This is a genomic window from Butyrivibrio sp. AE3003 (genome assembly GCF_000686065.1).
GTDB lineage: Bacteria > Bacillota > Clostridia > Lachnospirales > Lachnospiraceae > Butyrivibrio > Butyrivibrio hungatei_A.
In genome coordinates, this window is sequence record NZ_JMLX01000001.1 from 2,789,461 (window position 1) to 2,805,915 (window position 16,455).

Consider the following 16,455-nt stretch of genomic DNA (forward strand, 5'->3'; position numbering starts at 1 on the left):
TGTTATGAGGCGGAAAAACAGAATAATTGCGGCAGTGCTGACACTGTCGCTTATTGGAAGCGTCGCAGGCTGCGGCGCTTCTTCTGCTGAAAAACAGGTTGATATGGTCGAGGCAGGTTCAAAAGGCCCGGAAAACGGAGGAGGCGGTGATTACAGCGTTCCTAATCAGATCCCGAGCGTCCTTGCCGACCAGGTCGGATATAAGACAGACTCGGTTAAAACAGTTATATTACACGGAAAGAAGCTCCCAAAGACATTCAGTATAAAGGAGCTTGGAACAAAAGAAGAAAAATACATTGGAGATGTGGTCAAGTCTGTCTATAACGAAGAGACAAAAGAATTTACCGGCATAGGATACTTTACAGATCTGAAGGAAGAAGGAACCTATTATGCATGCGCGGATATAATCGGAGAATCATATTCTTTTACCGTATCGGAAGATGTGTACGCGAACGTATTTAATGAGGCGTGCAAAAAATACTACATTAACAGGTGCGGAATGTCATTGTCCGAAGAATATGCGGGTGAAAATGCGCACAGTGCCTGTCACACTACACCTGCTCATCTTCAGGAACATCCTGAAACAGAGATAGATGTTACGGGCGGATGGCACATGGACGAGCAGGCTGACAGAGATACGACGGTCGGATGTAAGGTTGCGGAGAATCTTCTTCTTGCTTATGAGATGAACGAAGCGGCTTTTACTGATGAAGCGGGAATTCCCGAGAGCGGAAACGGTATACCTGATATTCTTGATGAGGTTAGGTATGAAGTTGAATGGCTTTTAAAGATGCAGGATGCAAAGACAGGAGGAGAGTACGGTGCGGCGCTTACCGACAGTTCGGGTGGCGGAGATGTAATGACATACCCTGTCACAGTTACACCGGTTTCTATGGATGCGACGATAAATTTTGCATCGGTGCTTGCCAAATTCAGCTATATCTATCAGAAGTATGACGGCGAATTTGCGACAACATGCCTTAAAGCAGCGGACAGAGCGTGGAGCTGCTATTTTAACAACCAGAAGGCGCAGGACAGCACCACGGTATTTAAGGCTGCGGCAGAACTATACAGAGCAACGGGAAACTCAGGGTACGTGACAGTTCTTGAGGATTACTTTGGCAGAACTAATTTTGACCGGATTTTCAATACGGATGAGAATATACTGATCGGTTCGGTGACATATCTTTCTACAAGTCAGCAGGTTGACGTTGCAAGATGTGAGTACCTTATGAAGCTTCTAATGAAGCGTTCTGAGGATATTGCGCAGAAGGCAGGACAATCGGCCTATCTGGTAACAAAGACCGATGAGAAGGCTTTTGATGAGCTTTTGGATGATATGAGATGTCTTACCATAACCGACCATATAATATATAACCATGAGTACACTACTATCATAGAGAACCATGCGCATTTTTTGATGGGTATGAATCCGGGAGCCGTTAATTACGTTACGGATGCAACGGAGAGGACTTATGCAGATGAAGCAGGAGTCGGAATCCTGAACGATCCGCAGGCTGATGCGCTGTTAGTATTTATGCTCAGTGTGCTTGAAAAAAAGGGAGAGGAATAGCACTTCGATATAGAGCATTTTTTGCAATGTTTTTGCAAACTGTGGGATTTGCATGGGCAGAATCATGGTGCTATAGTTAACCAAATGAATGTTAATATAAACGGACTAAATATAAACTACATAGATGAAGGAACAGGACCTTTACTTGTTATGCTTCACGGATGGGGCTCCAACATAGATCTTTTTGCGGGGGTTATTAATTTTGCAAAAAGAGGCTATCATGTTGTTGCAATGGATATGCCCGGCTTTGGAAAAAGCGATGAGCCCAAAGAACCCATGAGCGTTGAAGATTTCATGAATTTCGTGATCGACTTTATAAAGACTCTTTATCCCGATGATAAAGAAGTGATCTTCCTCGGTCATTCCATGGGCGGAAGAATAATAATAAAACTTGCTTCCGGAATAAATGAGGGCAAGCTTTCTCCGGGATTTACGATCCCTAAGATCGTACTTACAGATTCAGCCGGAGTTATTCCCGTTAAGACCAAGGCTCAGGTAAAGAGGTCAAGAAGATACAAGTTCTATAAGAATTTCATCACAAAGAGCGGATTGCTTAAGCTTGATCCGAAAGCACTTGATAAGCTTCAGAAGAAGTTTGGAAGTGCGGATTATGCAGCGGCATCTCCTGTAATGCGAAAGAGCCTTGTAATGGCGGTAAATGAGGATATGGTTCCGAGCATGCCGTCAGTTACGCAGCCGGTTCTTCTTATCTGGGGTGATAAGGATACGGCTACACCGTTATCTGACGGACAAAAGATGGAAGAACTTATGCCTGAGGCGGGACTTGCGGTCATAGAGGGAGCAGGTCATTACTCATTTCTTGATAATCTCTATGTATATAACAAGATTCTGGGAAGCTTTCTTGGAATCAAGAATTAAGGAGAGGGATATTTGGGAGCGATACTTATATTATTTATCATAGTATATCTTTGCGCTGCGGTATTGGGGCTTCGTTACTACACGCACATGCTTCAGTTATCGAGCTATCAGTTTCAGGGGTATTTTAGATTTTTAAAGACCACTGTTACTAAATACGGACTTCATGCAGGTGCGGCTGCGGCTATCTTCGGTGCGGGATTTTTTGAATATGCGGAAGCTCTGGAAGAGACCGATATGAACAAGATAGCGGGAGGGCTGTTTGTTCTTGCTATCGTTTTTCTGGCGCTTATGGCGGTTATGTATATTCCCAAGAAGGCGAAGAAAAAGTTTGTAGTTACACAAAGGGTTCAGAGATTATTTGTAACCTATGCCGTTCTGTTAGTGATCGTGGCACTTATAGCAGGTATCTGCGTGGCTTTCGGTGCTGATTGGAGCGCAGGTAAGCATGCGGTTGCTGCATTTTTTGTTGCGGCTTATATAGGTTGTCTGCCTCTTGTAGTTGCACTTTCAAATCTTATTAACAAACCTGTCGAGAAGAGGATAAATCAGTGGTTTATCGATGATGCGAAAAGAATTCTTAAAGAGCATCAGGGACTTAGAATAATCGGTGTTACGGGAAGTTACGGTAAGACAAGCGTTAAATATTATCTGACAACACTTCTTTCAGAAAAATACAGAGTTTTGATGACTCCCGAGAGCTATAACACTCCGATGGGAATTGTCAGGACTATCAGAGAGAAGATGGTTCCCACACATGAGATATTTGTTTGCGAGATGGGAGCAAGACATCTTCATGATATAAAAGAGATAACGGATATTGTTCATCCGGATGATGGTATACTTACATCAATAGGTTACCAGCATCTTGAGACGTTCCATTCACTTGAGAATATCGTCAGCACCAAGTATGAACTTCTTGATGCGGTTGACGAGAAGGAAAAGGCAGAGGGCGCAGCAAAGGGTAAGCACCTTAAGTTTGCAAACGGTGACAATGAGATAGTCATGGCAAACATGAAATATAAGGATGCCATAACTTACGGTGTTTCAGAAGGATGCGATTACAGGGTTTCCGATATTTCCGTTACGGGAGCGGGAACGACATTTAATGTGACTACACCTGAGGGCGAGACTTCTGAATTCAGTACGAAGCTCGTCGGAAGACATAACGTGGAAAATATTGCGGGTGCTATCGCAGTTGCGGCAAGCTTCGGAGTTCCGATGAACAAGCTTCGCATGGCGGTAAGAAGAATACAGCCCGTTCCACACAGACTTGAACTTGTAAGACACGGCGCTGTTTCAATACTTGATGATGCGTATAACTCCAATCCTAACGGAGCGAAAGTTGCGCTTGAGACACTTGCTCTTTTTGAGAACTCGGTAAAGATACTTGTAACACCCGGGATGGTAGAACTCGGGGCAAAAGAGGATGAGTACAACGAAGAGTTCGGAAGACAGGCTGCAGGCGTTTGCGACTACATCATACTTGTAGGTGAGAAGCAGACTCATGCGATCAAAAAGGGAGCACTTGGTGCAGGATTTGCAGAGGATAAGCTCTTTGTAAAGAGCAGCCTCACGGAAGCTACACAGCTTATGTACGAGCTTGAAGCGGGAAGAGAAAAAGTAATACTTCTTGAGAATGATCTTCCCGATAACTATACATGATCAAAAAAGAAATTATGAAAGAGGGATACTATGAAGCTTAAAGTTGCGGTTTTATTCGGCGGAAAAAGTACAGAGCATGAGATTTCAATTATCTCTGCGATTCAGGCAATAGGACATATCAATAAGGAAAAATACGATGTTGTGCCTGTTTACATCACAAAAAACAACGACTTCTATGTTGGAGATGACATCGATAAGATTGAGGAGTACACTCACATTAACCAGCTCCTTGCCAAGAGCACACAGGTTGTATGGGTAAAAGAGAATGACAAGGTTAATCTTGTAAGATATCCTATGAAGAAATTCGGAAATAACGTTATGACTCAGGTTGACGTTGCATTCCCCATCGTTCACGGAACAAACGTGGAAGACGGAACACTTCAGGGATTCCTTGCAACACTCGGTCTTCCCGTTGTAGGATGTGATGTTCTTTCATCCGCGGTCGGAATGAACAAATATGTAATGAAGACTGTTCTTAAGGACAATGATATTCCTGTTCTTGATTGCAAATGCTATACATGGAAAGACTATGAGGACGTTGACGCGCTTGTAGCAAAGATCGAGGGAACATTTGAGTATCCCGTTATCATAAAGCCTCTTAACCTTGGTTCAAGTATCGGAATCAAGAAAGCATCTGACAGAGCATCTCTTCTTGAAGCTCTAGATCTTGGATTTGAGTTCTCCAAGAAGATTCTTGTTGAGCACGCTATTTCTAAGCTTAAAGAGATTAACTGCTCGGTTCTCGGCGATTATGAGTCAGCTGAGGCATCTGAGTGTGAAGAGCCTATCAACTCTGATGATATTCTTAGTTTTGAAGATAAGTATATCGGTGGTGGATCAAAGGGATCCGCTAAGGGCGCAAAGTCAGGCGGAAGCAAGGGAATGGCTTCTCTTAAGAGAAAGATTCCTGCAGACATTTCTGATGAGATGCGTGACAAAATCAGAAAGATGGCTGTAGATGCGTTCATCGCGCTAGGCTGTTCGGGAGTTTCAAGAATCGACTTCATGATTGATATGGAGACTAATAACGTATATTTCAATGAGATTAATACAATTCCGGGATCGCTTTCATTCTATCTTTGGGAGCCCCTTGGAATGAAATATGAGCATCTTTTGGACAACATGATCCAGCTTGCACTCAAGGCTGACAGAGAGAATCACAAGGTTGTTTATTCTTTCGAGACAAACGTACTTGAGGGCGTAAAGCTTGGCGGAGGTTCCAAGGGAAGCAAAGGCTGATAAATAAAAATAAACCGCTGTAACATGGTAACATGCTACAGCGGTTTTTCTCTAATCAAATATTGATTTATAATAGATTACAGAGGAAGTTTTTCGTTTTTAATGTAAGTTTCTTCGATGATATTTTTCACATAGCTGTCGATATTTCTCTGATCTTCCTTATCAAGTTCACTGATGACAACGGGTTTACAATACTCGATAACAACGTGAGTAGGTTTGATAAAAGGAATGTGATTTTCGAAAATGTCACGCGAGTGGTTGATTACCATAGGAACAATGGGACATCCTGATTTCTGGGCAATCTTAAAGCTTCCTTTGTGGAAATCGAGCATAGGAGCGTCAGTGCTGTTTCTTGTTCCTTCGGGGAAGATACACATTGAAATGCCGCTCTTAACTTTTTCGATAGCTGCAAGTACCATCTCGAGACCTTTTCTGATATCAGATCTGTCGAGGAACAGACAATCGAGGAAGATCATCCAGTAGCCAAGAATGGGAATCTTTTTGATGACATCTTTTGAAATATAACCCGTAGGTCTGGGAACTCTGGGGTAAGTAACTACGATATCAAAGTAGCTTCTGTGATTTCCGACATACAAAACGGAACGATCCTTGGGGACATTTTCTTCGCCGATAACGGTAACTTTTATGCCGCATATCAGCATAACGGTATTAAATGCAAAACCGACGATTTTTAAAGAAGCTGTTTTGACAGCGTAAGGATTGGATTTTTTGATTATCAAAAGAACAAGCTGAATCGGGATACTCACGATCAGGAATATCACGATGAATAGTATTGCAGCGATAAAACGTATCATAAAATGTAAAACCTCGTTTCTATAAATGATTCTCTGATTCAAAACATATTTTACCATATAATTTAATGCCATTATTATTTATTTTGTCGTATAATGGGGCAGAGTAATATGCAAAACAAAAGCAGCCGAGGAGAAATGTAATGCTGATTATTAAGAATGGATACCTTATCGAGCCCGAATCAGGCTATGAAGGATATAAAGATATAATAATAAATGGTACAAAAATTGTGGATATTGTGGATAAAGATTGTGTAAAAGTGGAAAAACTTTTGCAGGATACCGCAAATCAAGTGATAGATGCAGACGGAAAAATAGTAACGGCGGGACTTGTTGACGGACATGTTCACTTCAGGGACCCCGGATTTACGTATAAAGAAGATATAGAGACAGGAGCGAGAGCTTCGGCAAGAGGCGGATTTACATCGGTTGTCATGATGGGAAATACCAATCCGCATATGGATAATGTCGAGACAATAAAGTATGCTCTTGATAAGGGCAAGAAAACGGGAATCAACGTGTATACCTGCGCAAATGTGACCATGAACATGGAGGGAAAAGAGCAGGTGGATATGGAAAAGCTGCTTGATGCAGGAGCAGTTCTTTTTACAGATGACGGAAAACCCATAACCGATGAGAAGATAATGGAGGCTGTTTGTAAAAAAGCTGCGGTACTTGATAAAGTTGTTAGTCTCCACGAAGAAGATCCTAAGTTTATTACAGACAACGGAATCAATGCGGGCGCTGTTGCAGGGAAGCTTGGAATCACAGGCTCACCCAGAGAAGCAGAGATTTCAATGGTGAAAAGAGATATTGAGATAGCTGAGAGGACGGGGGCAAAGATAACCGTGCAGCATATAAGCGCAGCTGAGTCAGTCGATCTTATAAGACAGGCCAAAAAGAGAGGCGTGAAAGTTTATGCCGAGGCAACTCCGCATCATTTCACACTTACGGAGGATGCGGTTTTTAAAGCACGGAACTTTGGCAAAAATGAATCCTCCGCTCAGACTTGAGTCTGACAGACTTGCAATAATCGAGGGCCTTAAGGATGGCACGATAGAGATGATCGCTACCGATCATGCGCCTCATTCAAAGGAAGAGAAGGATAAGCCGATAAAAGAGGCTCCGAGTGGAATAACCGGAATAGAAACATCTCTTTTGCTGGGAATAAGAGAAATTGTCGACAAGGGATATATGACGCTTTCTGAGCTGTTAAAGCGCATGACAATCTGCCCTGCCAAGATCTACGGTCTGGATGCGGGAAGTGTGAAAGTCGGAGGAAAGGCAGACCTTGTGATATTTGACAATAAGACAGAGTGGGTGTTTGATAAGACATATTCAAAGGCCTCAAATACACCGTTCTTGGGAGAGAAATTCCCGGCGCGTGTTTTATATACAATATGCTGTGGAAAAGTGGTATATGAAGCAGATTGATAAAGGAATGAAAGAATGAAGAAAAGATTTATTTTAGCACTTATGGTGTCCGTTTTTTTGACAGGATGTCGTACAGAAGCAAGTGCGATCAATGGAAGCAGAGCCGGTGAAGAGATAGCCACAGATGCCGTTGATATTCTTGGTGCAGATGCGAGCTTGGCTTCGAACAGCGAAAATAGCGAATCCGGTGAAGACGGAGCTTCCGAAGAAGTTGATGAAGAGAAGTATGGATCGTACGAGCAGTTTATCGATGACATAAGGTATTGCGTCGAAAAAGGAGATCTCAAAGGGCTGGATGTTTCTTCAAATGTATATAATACATACAGAAGTGAGGCCGAAGATCTGCGATATGGCTATGTGATAAGAGATCTTGACGGTGACGGGATAAAGGAGCTTATCATTGGCGCTAATTCATGTATAAAAGACACCGACATACCGGGAAAAGACAGATATCATACGCTTATTTTTGATATCTTTACATTACAGGAAAGTGTAATGGTACATGTATTAAAAAGCGAAGAAGACGAAACTTATTATTTTGGAACAGACGGAACAATCATCAAGGAAGACAGCAAACCAAGTACAATGCCTTCAAAATCGGTATTGGAGGTTGCTACATTTTATAAATTTGTCAATGATGAGCTTGAAGTTGTCGAAGGACTCCGTGATGAATATCTGGTGAATACAGAGAAAATCAGGTATTTTTATTCTGACGAAAGTCCTTATTGGGATACTACCAATGAGATTTCATATGATAAGTGGATGGAGATTGTCGATAAGCACGGCAATGAGTACGTGAAATTTACAGATTTTGTGGATCCGAAGAGGACAGGAAGAAAAGCCTCCGTATACATTCGCGAGAGAGAAGAAGATTATCAGGATTCGAGGATGCAGTATAAGTGGAGAGATTATATTGTATTTTACAGTGACAAAACCGGAATACATAATTCGGGAAATGAAAGTGATTACTGGTTTGTATGGAACGATGAGAGAATACAATATGATAACGATCCTTCACAGGCAATCAAGTATTTCATTAAAGATGACGTGCTTATGCTTGGGGATACAGAGTATACTTTAGCGCAGTAATTTTATATTTGATAGGAGATTCCTATCAAATATAAAGCGCTTCGCTATGGAAGAAATATATAAATGAGGAGAGTTCTTAATGGCTAAAAAAATGAAAAAAGAAGCGAAGGTTCTCAGTCAGAAGCTTCTTGCGGACGGAATATATGATATGTGGCTTGAAACGCCATTTGCTGGCGATGTTAAGCCCGGTCAGTTTGTTGGGGTATATCCTGTAAATAAATCTACATTACTTCCAAGACCTATCAGTATATGCGAAGTTGATGCAGAGAAATCGGCAATTCGACTTGTTTACAGAGTTGTCGGATCCGGAACGGCGGAGTTTGCGCTTTATCAGCCGGGTGATTATATAAATGTCCTCGGACCTTTGGGAAACGGCTTTCCGCTTGAAGCTGCCGAGGGAAAAAAGGTAGTTGTAATGGGCGGAGGAATCGGCGTGCCACCGCTTCTTGAGACAGCAAAGAGGCTTTCTTCCGAAGACGTCAGTGCAGTTATGGGATATAGAAACAGTGAGACATTTTTGTCTGATGAATTTTCTAAGTATGCCAAGATGTACATCGCAACCGAAGACGGTAGTGTCGGAACAAAGGGAAATGTCATTGATGCAATGAAAGCAGAGAAAATAGAGTGCGACGTTATTTTTGCATGCGGTCCTATGCCTATGCTCAGAGCAATAAAAGCATATGCATCCGAGGTTGGTGCAAAGGCATATCTTTCTCTTGAAGAAAGAATGGCATGCGGCGTAGGTGCTTGCCTTGGCTGTATCTGTAAGACAAAGGAAATTGATGACCATTCTCACGTTCATAATGCGAGAATTTGTACCGACGGCCCGGTTTTTGATGCTGACGATTTGGAGATGTGATATGAATACAACAGTTGAAATAGCAGGAGTTAAATTTAAAAATCCCGTAATGACAGCTTCGGGAACATTCGGTTCGGGAATGGAATACTCGGACTTTGTAGATCTTAATAAACTTGGCGCAGTAGTAACTAAAGGTGTTGCAAACGTGCCGTGGCCCGGAAATCCGGTACCCAGAGTTGCTGAAGTGTACGGTGGTATGCTTAATGCGATAGGTCTTCAGAACCCCGGAATTGATGTGTTTGCAAAACGTGATCTAGAGTTTTTGAAAAAATATGACACTAAGGTCATTGTAAATGTATGCGGAAAGTCCGTAGAAGATTATCTGGAAGTTGTAGAGAGACTTGGCGATGAAGAGCGTGTAGATATGCTTGAGATCAACGTTTCATGTCCTAACGTTAAGGAAGGAGCCATTGCTTTCGGTCAGAATAAAGATGCGCTTTATGACATAACAGAGAAGATCAAGAAGGTGGCAAAGCAGCCGATAATCATGAAGCTCAGCCCCAATGTCACCAGTATCTCTGAAATGGCAAAGGCTGCAGAAGCTGCGGGAGCGGATGCGATCTCACTTATAAATACGATTACGGGAATGAAGATTGATATTTATAAGAGAAAGTTCGCGCTTGCAAATAAGACCGGAGGAATGTCCGGCCCTGCGATCAAGCCTGTTGCCGTAAGAATGGTATATGAGGCATCTCATGCGGTTGATATTCCCGTTATAGGAATGGGCGGAATTGCCAATGCTGAGGATGCAATCGAGTTCATCATGGCAGGAGCAACAGCGGTTGCAGTCGGAGCAATGAACTTCCACGATCCTTATACTACGGAAAAAGTAGTGGATGGCATCGAAGAGTACATGAAGAAGTACGATGTTAAGGACATAAACGACATACGTAAGATTGTATAAATAGTTCTTTTATCTATATATAATCAATCCTTTAACGTTTTTTAATATTGTGATGATAGAATAAAAAACAAACAGACAAGGGGACGCAGGGAAGCGGTCTGTAAAGGAAAGATTATGATTATAAAGAAGATATTGGAAGCGTTATTATATGCAATAGGTGCGTTGATCGCATTGGTTTTTCTTATTATTTTCATATGCACGGTCAGTCCGTGGGCACATGATATGCTTAGCGGCGTTGCGACAAATGTTTCGGTAATGAGGATTCAGCGGATGGCGGAACTTGAAGAGAGCGCTGCAGCTTCTGTTACTGAGGCGGCAAGTACCGATGCATCGGAAGAACCAAGGTCGGAAGCAAAAATATACGAAGAACATATGAATAACATGAAAAAAGGACTTCACTTAGATGAGTGATCATCTAAAGTGACAGTCCTTTTTTGTTACTAGCAACGTATTATTCAGTCATTGTCTTGCCGGTTAATTCGTCAAAGCCTTTCATAACTGCGTCGAAGGTGTTTTTTGAAATCTCGGGAAGCTCGCCTCCCCAAGTTTTCTCTGCCTGAGCATAACCCTTCTCAAAAGCAGCTCTCATCTTTTCCAGCTTTTCAGGATCGTTTCCGGCCAGTGTGGTGGCAAAATCGAGGATTCGCTCGGATGTCTGCTTGACGCCCCAGTAGCCGTCCTCGGCAATGTCAGCCTCTGCCTGTGCCTTAGTTGCTGCATCCACTGTGAAATCCCCTTTTGCAAGGAACTTCCACATTGAATCCTCATCGTTGTCAGAGTTGGCGATGCCGTAGGCTCTGGCCTGCTTGCCCATCATCTTCTGAACAATGTTCAAAAGTTGCTGCTGGCGCATTGCTACATCTGCCTGCATCTGCTTGATGATCTTGGTCCGGTCCGCTTCTTTGGAAGATACGTTTTTTGTATCACTTTCCTCAGATTTTTCGTACACGGCTGCAGCTTGGGTCTTTTCCTTTACTTCATCGTTTTTACTCTTCTCGTCTACTGACGGATTAACTGATGAAGCATAGGTGGTTGCGATGTTGTTAGTAACCTCGGTAATTCCGTTTACGCCCATATCGAACTCCTTTTCTGCGACAGGGTACTAAATACCGCGCTGAAACGAAACTATGGTTTACCTAATCCTCATATCGGTAATTATACAAAAAACTTTAGCGAAATATCGAAAATTTTTAAAAATTTTATTTTTTCCTTGAGTTTGATCCTTCGGAGTGAGAAGATGAAGAAAAATAATTTCGGAGTATATAATTATGAAGCTTGAGAGAAAAGCATATGCAAAGATCAATCTCGGACTTGATGTTACGGGAGTTCGTGAGGACGGATATCACATTGTAAAGATGATAATGCAGAATGTGGATCTGTACGATACGCTTACATTTGAGGATAATGACAGCGGCGATATCATTTTGACCGCATCTACGGATAAGATCGAAACTGATGAAAGGAACCTTATCTGCAAGGTGGCCGGGCAGCTTAAGGACAAATATAATGTGAAAAAAGGTGTTACCATGCACCTTGTAAAGAGAATCCCTGTAGCTGCGGGAATGGCAGGTGGAAGTACAGACGGTGCGGCAGCATATCTGGCTTTGAATGAGTTATGGGGACTTAACCTCAGTAAAAAAGAGCTTTGTGAGCTTGCTGTGTCTCTGGGCGCCGATATCCCGTATTGTATAATCGGAGGAACGGCGCTTGCAGAGGGAATCGGTGAGGAACTGACAACTATAAGCGACATGCCGGATTGTTATCTTGTTATCGCAAAGCCTGCGATAGATGTTTCAACAGGCTGGGTTTATAAAGAGCTGGACAGCAGGGAAGTGATAACACATCCGGATATAGACGGAATCAAGGCTGCAATAGAAGCAGGTAATCTTAAGAAGATGTGCTCTCTTATAGGAAATGTTCTTGAAGATGTCACTGCATCCAAATACAAAGAGGTAGGGCAGATTGAAGAGATACTCAGAAATGAGGGCGCTGTAGGTGCATTCATGACAGGAAGCGGACCCACAGTATTTGGCGTATTCGACAAAAAAGAAGCGGCAGAAGCGGGTTATAAGGCAGTTGTTGAAAGTAAGCTTGCGCCGGAAGCTTTTTTGTCCGCACCCATTAATCCCGGTAAAGAGGACTGAGATAGTAAAATGAAGAAAAAAGTTGATATAAACGTGGCAGGAATCCACATAAGAGACGGAAACGAAGAAGAGCGCATTGATACAAACTCAAGAGGAATCTACGAGGCCCTTTCGGACGGCTCTGTATGTATAGAATATGATGAAGTGCAGGATGTGGGCGGCCAGAGAATAAAGGTGGCCAACAAAGTCACTGTACCTGCCGATTTAAAGTGCGTAGAGATCGTGCGCACAGGCGCTATGAATTCGAAGATGGTATTTGGCGCCGAAGAATATGTCATGGATTACAAGACACCGTACGGATCGATGCAGATGGAAGTTATCACCAAGAGCCTTGATTTTAAGAATGAAGAAAACGGTGTGATCGGTGAAATTTCTGCGGAATACATAATTAAATCCGGAGATGAGGTTTTATCCGACTCTAAAATGATAATAGAAATAAAAGCAAGATAAGGCAAAAAAAGAGCTCTCACATCGCGTGATATATTATCATCGCTTGCGAGAGCTTTATATTTTGAGCAAATATTATTTAACCATCTTAGCGCCGGCTTTTTCCTGAGCCTTAGCAACAAGGTTCTTAAAGAAGCCTTTCTTTTTCTCAGGAGTAACAGTCTTACCACGAAGGCCTTTAACTTCTGTTACGTAGATACCGCTGACAGAAGCCTTAACTTCCTTCTTAACGGGAACTGAATCGAAAATCTTTTCATCACAGATAAGGCTCATAACCCTGTTTCCGACTCTTACCTTAAGGATTGGAAGCTTGGATCTGCGAAGAAGCTTGGGAGTCTGGTCGATAACGGCCTGCGGAAGACCTGCTTCGTTGATCTTCATTCTCTTTTTGTCAATGATAAGCATAGACATGCTCTGCTTCATGGAATCGAGCTGAACCTGCTGTTCTTCCTGCTTCTTCTGGGCTTTTCTGCCGATTATCATAAGTGCAATGATTATTGCGACTAAAATTACTGCTATTACGATAAATACAATTAAACCGGTACTCAATCTATTATCCTCCGAAAATCAATATACTATATTATAGCAAAAAGTATTGTAGCATTCTTTAGGAAGATAGGCAAATAAAATACTTTAATCATTTTGGAAGGTGTGGTAGTATAAGAAATATTGTTTTGATATGAAATAGCAAGATATTCTATATTCTTGAATATATCAAATTATTTTAAAGGAGAAAGCATTATGAAAAAGAATCTTTCTGTATTGTTGGTCGTGGCAATGGCAGTAACTTCACTTACAGCATGTGGCTCAAAGTCTAAAGAGGCTGCAAGCGATGCGGCATCTGAGAGCTCATCTACAGAAGCAGTTGCAGCAGCTGCTGCAGCAGGCTCAAACGACATTGCATCTTTGCAGAATTTGGACAAACTTGAAGTGAAGACTCTTGATGATATAAATCCTATGGATTACATCACATTGGGCGAGTATAAAGGGTTTACTGTCGAGGTTGCTCCCGTATCTGTGACAGATGAGGATGTTGACGGATATATCAATAATCTTATTGAGTCCAATCCTGCCAAGACAGAGATTACAGACAGACCTATACAGAAGGGTGATATTGCAAATATAGATTACGAAGGAAAATACGCTGACACCGGAGTTGCTTTTGATGGCGGAACAGCGAAGGGATTCGATCTTGATATCGGATCCGGTATGTTTATCCCCGGATTCGAAGACGGACTTGTCGGTGTAAAACTTGGAGATACAGTAGATCTTGACCTTACATTCCCTGAAGAATACGGTTCAAAGGATCTTGCAGGTAAGAAGGTTGTATTTACAGTTAAAGTTAACAAGATAAGTGAAAAGTCAAAAGAGCCTACAGATGAGTGGGCAGCCGGCCTTGGAATGGAAGGTGTTACAAATCTTGAGCAGCTTAAGGAAACATCTAAGCAGCAGCTTACAGAAGAAGCAGAGGCAACACACAAAGCTGATGTTGAGTCTGCAGTTATTGAGAAAGTTATTGAAATCTCAGAGTTTAAGGATTTCCCTCAGGAACTTCTCAATTATTACCTTGTTCAGGAGAATGAGCAGCTTGAGAATTATGCTCAGATGTACACAGCATACGGACAGCCTACAACAGCAAGCGATATTGTTCGCATTATGATGCAGAATACCGCTCCTGATCAGACAGATGCCGATGCATTTTTGAAGAACATGGTAAATGAGGTAGCTCAGCAGTTTATTACATTCGCAGCAATTGCTAAGAATGAAAATATTGCAATTTCTGATGAGGATGTTGAGAATTATCTTAAGGAAGCTTTTGATGCAGGAACTACAGGATACAGCTCACTTGATGAACTTAAGGGTGATGTTGATCCCAAGACTATTAGGGAAGGCCTTATGGCAGATAAGGTTGTAGCATTCCTTGTTGATAATGCAAATGTGGTTGAGCCTGCTAATTGATAAAGCGTTTTATTTGTTGGGAAATATTTTTAATTGGAGGATGTCATGGAACTTACAGATATAAAAGCATTATTTACAGAACAAGAAAAATATGTCGGACAGAAAGTGACAGTCGGAGGATGGATCAGAAGTATCCGTGATTCTAAGGCTATCGGATTTATAGTTTTGAATGACGGTACATACTTTAAACCACTTCAGATCGTATATTCGGATGCACTTTCAAACTTTGCACAGATCAGTAAGCTCAACGTAGGTGCTGCGGTTATCGCAACAGGAACAATCGTTGCAACACCCGGCGCAAAGCAGCCTTTCGAGATGCAGGCTGAGGAAGTTGAGATTGAGGGAACATCTACTTCAGATTATCCTCTTCAGAAGAAGAGACACACTCTTGAGTTCCTCAGAACAATTCCTCATCTTCGTGCAAGAACAAATACTTTTGAGGCAGTATTCAAGGTTCGTTCAGTTGCTGCATATGCTATTCATTCTTTCTTCCAGGAGAGAAATTTCGTATATGTTCATACTCCTCTTATTACAGGAAGTGACTGTGAAGGTGCCGGAGAGATGTTCCAGGTAACAACTCTCGATCTTAACAACGTTCCCAAGACTGAGGACGGAGCTGTTGATTTCTCAAAGGATTTCTTCGGAAAGCCTGTTAACCTCACTGTTAGCGGACAGCTCAATGTTGAGACTTATGCTTTTGCATTTAAGAATGTATATACATTCGGACCTACATTCCGTGCTGAGAACTCCAATACAACAAGACATGCCGCTGAGTTCTGGATGATCGAGCCTGAGATGTGTTTTGCAGATCTTAAGGATGATTGTGACACAGCAGAAGCTATGCTTAAGTACGTTATCAACTATGTTCTTGAGCATTGCCCTGAAGAGATGGCATTCTTTAACGAGTTCATTGACAAAGGACTTATCGATAGACTTAACAACGTTGTAGGTAACGAGTTTGGTCGTATCACTTATACAGAAGCTATCGATATTCTTACAAAGAACAATGATAAGTTTGATTACAAGGTATCATGGGGATGCGATCTTCAGACAGAGCATGAGAGATATCTCACTGAAGAAGTATTCAAGAAGCCTGTTTTCGTAACAGATTATCCTAAGGATATCAAGGCGTTCTATATGAAGCTTAATCCCGATGGAAAGACTGTTGCAGCAGCAGATTGCCTTGTTCCCGGAATCGGAGAGATTATTGGCGGAAGCCAGAGAGAAGACGACCTTGAGATTCTCGAGAAGCGTATGGATGAGCTTGGAATGAAGAAGGATGATTACCAGTTCTATCTTGACCTTAGAAAGTACGGAAGTGTAAGACACGCCGGATTTGGTCTCGGATTTGAGCGTTGCGTAATGTATCTCACAGGTATGGGAAATATCAGAGACGTTGAGTCATTCCCGAGAACAGTCGGAAATTGTGAGCTTTGATTTTGCAGAATCAAGCA

At 42.1% G+C, this 16,455-nt stretch carries 15 protein-coding genes and 1 pseudogene; 13 read left to right on the forward strand and 3 right to left on the reverse strand.

Going from position 1 to position 16,455, the window contains the following annotated elements:
- The first annotated feature begins 4 nt into the window (after positions 1-4).
- From CD00_RS19490 to CD00_RS0113375, 4 genes are all read left to right on the forward strand, one after another.
- The gene (locus CD00_RS19490; RefSeq protein WP_196803736.1) at positions 5-1,573 is read left to right on the forward strand and encodes a glycoside hydrolase family 9 protein; all 1,569 of its coding nucleotides are present in this window, start codon (positions 5-7) and stop codon (positions 1,571-1,573) included.
- Positions 1,574-1,657: 84 nt separating this feature from the next.
- Positions 1,658-2,452, forward strand: coding sequence for an alpha/beta fold hydrolase (locus CD00_RS0113365; RefSeq protein ID WP_026656423.1), 795 nt, complete (start codon positions 1,658-1,660; stop codon positions 2,450-2,452).
- A 12-nt stretch (positions 2,453-2,464) separates the two neighbouring features.
- Positions 2,465-4,114 (forward strand): Mur ligase family protein, encoded by a 1,650-nt coding sequence (locus CD00_RS0113370; RefSeq protein ID WP_051594206.1) that lies wholly within the window; start codon positions 2,465-2,467, stop codon positions 4,112-4,114.
- 30 nt (positions 4,115-4,144) lie between these two features.
- The gene (locus tag CD00_RS0113375) at positions 4,145-5,353 is read left to right on the forward strand and encodes a D-alanine--D-alanine ligase family protein (protein WP_026656425.1); all 1,209 of its coding nucleotides are present in this window, start codon (positions 4,145-4,147) and stop codon (positions 5,351-5,353) included.
- Positions 5,354-5,430: 77 nt separating this feature from the next.
- Here CD00_RS0113375 and CD00_RS0113380 read toward each other — a convergent pair whose 3' ends face one another.
- Positions 5,431-6,168, reverse strand: a complete 738-nt coding sequence (locus tag CD00_RS0113380; RefSeq protein ID WP_026656426.1) for a lysophospholipid acyltransferase family protein — start codon at positions 6,166-6,168, stop codon at positions 5,431-5,433.
- Between the two features lie 140 nt (positions 6,169-6,308).
- Between CD00_RS0113380 and CD00_RS18450 the strand changes: the two are divergent.
- The 5 genes and pseudogenes from CD00_RS18450 (at position 6,309) to CD00_RS0113405 (ending at position 10,862) form a co-directional block, all read left to right on the forward strand.
- Positions 6,309-7,599: pseudogene (locus CD00_RS18450) on the forward strand (dihydroorotase).
- Positions 7,600-7,614: 15 nt separating this feature from the next.
- Positions 7,615-8,688 carry a hypothetical protein gene (locus tag CD00_RS0113390; protein ID WP_026656427.1) on the forward strand — a complete coding sequence of 358 codons (1,074 nt, stop codon included), beginning with the start codon at positions 7,615-7,617 and terminating at the stop codon, positions 8,686-8,688.
- Positions 8,689-8,767: 79 nt separating this feature from the next.
- On the forward strand, positions 8,768-9,547 hold the full coding sequence (locus tag CD00_RS0113395) for a dihydroorotate dehydrogenase electron transfer subunit (protein WP_026656428.1): 780 nt from the start codon (positions 8,768-8,770) through the stop codon (positions 9,545-9,547).
- A gap of 1 nt (position 9,548) precedes the next feature.
- Positions 9,549-10,451: a dihydroorotate dehydrogenase gene (locus CD00_RS0113400; protein ID WP_026656429.1), complete on the forward strand. Its 903-nt coding sequence runs from the start codon at positions 9,549-9,551 to the stop codon at positions 10,449-10,451.
- 114 nt (positions 10,452-10,565) lie between these two features.
- Positions 10,566-10,862, forward strand: coding sequence for a hypothetical protein (locus CD00_RS0113405; protein WP_026656430.1), 297 nt, complete (start codon positions 10,566-10,568; stop codon positions 10,860-10,862).
- A 40-nt stretch (positions 10,863-10,902) separates the two neighbouring features.
- On the opposite strand, the gene CD00_RS0113410 is transcribed toward CD00_RS0113405, so the two are convergent.
- The gene (locus tag CD00_RS0113410) at positions 10,903-11,526 is read right to left on the reverse strand and encodes a hypothetical protein (RefSeq protein ID WP_026656431.1); all 624 of its coding nucleotides are present in this window, start codon (positions 11,524-11,526) and stop codon (positions 10,903-10,905) included.
- A gap of 193 nt (positions 11,527-11,719) precedes the next feature.
- On the opposite strand from CD00_RS0113410, the gene ispE reads away from it, so the two are divergent.
- Entirely contained in the window at positions 11,720-12,595 is an 876-nt protein-coding gene (ispE, locus tag CD00_RS0113415; protein ID WP_051594207.1) for a 4-(cytidine 5'-diphospho)-2-C-methyl-D-erythritol kinase, read from the forward strand.
- A 9-nt stretch (positions 12,596-12,604) separates the two neighbouring features.
- Positions 12,605-13,045 carry a DUF1934 domain-containing protein gene (locus CD00_RS18455; RefSeq protein WP_034462145.1) on the forward strand — a complete coding sequence of 147 codons (441 nt, stop codon included), beginning with the start codon at positions 12,605-12,607 and terminating at the stop codon, positions 13,043-13,045.
- A gap of 72 nt (positions 13,046-13,117) precedes the next feature.
- Here the strand turns inward: CD00_RS18455 and CD00_RS0113425 are convergent, their stop codons facing one another.
- Positions 13,118-13,591, reverse strand: a complete 474-nt coding sequence (locus tag CD00_RS0113425; RefSeq protein ID WP_026656433.1) for a hypothetical protein — start codon at positions 13,589-13,591, stop codon at positions 13,118-13,120.
- Positions 13,592-13,783: 192 nt separating this feature from the next.
- Here CD00_RS0113425 and tig point away from each other — a divergent pair, with 192 nt between their 5' ends.
- The gene (gene tig / locus CD00_RS0113430; RefSeq protein ID WP_026656434.1) at positions 13,784-15,001 is read left to right on the forward strand and encodes a trigger factor; all 1,218 of its coding nucleotides are present in this window, start codon (positions 13,784-13,786) and stop codon (positions 14,999-15,001) included.
- Positions 15,002-15,046: 45 nt separating this feature from the next.
- On the forward strand, positions 15,047-16,438 hold the full coding sequence (gene asnS / locus CD00_RS0113435; protein ID WP_026656435.1) for an asparagine--tRNA ligase: 1,392 nt from the start codon (positions 15,047-15,049) through the stop codon (positions 16,436-16,438).
- Positions 16,439-16,455 lie beyond the last annotated feature (17 nt).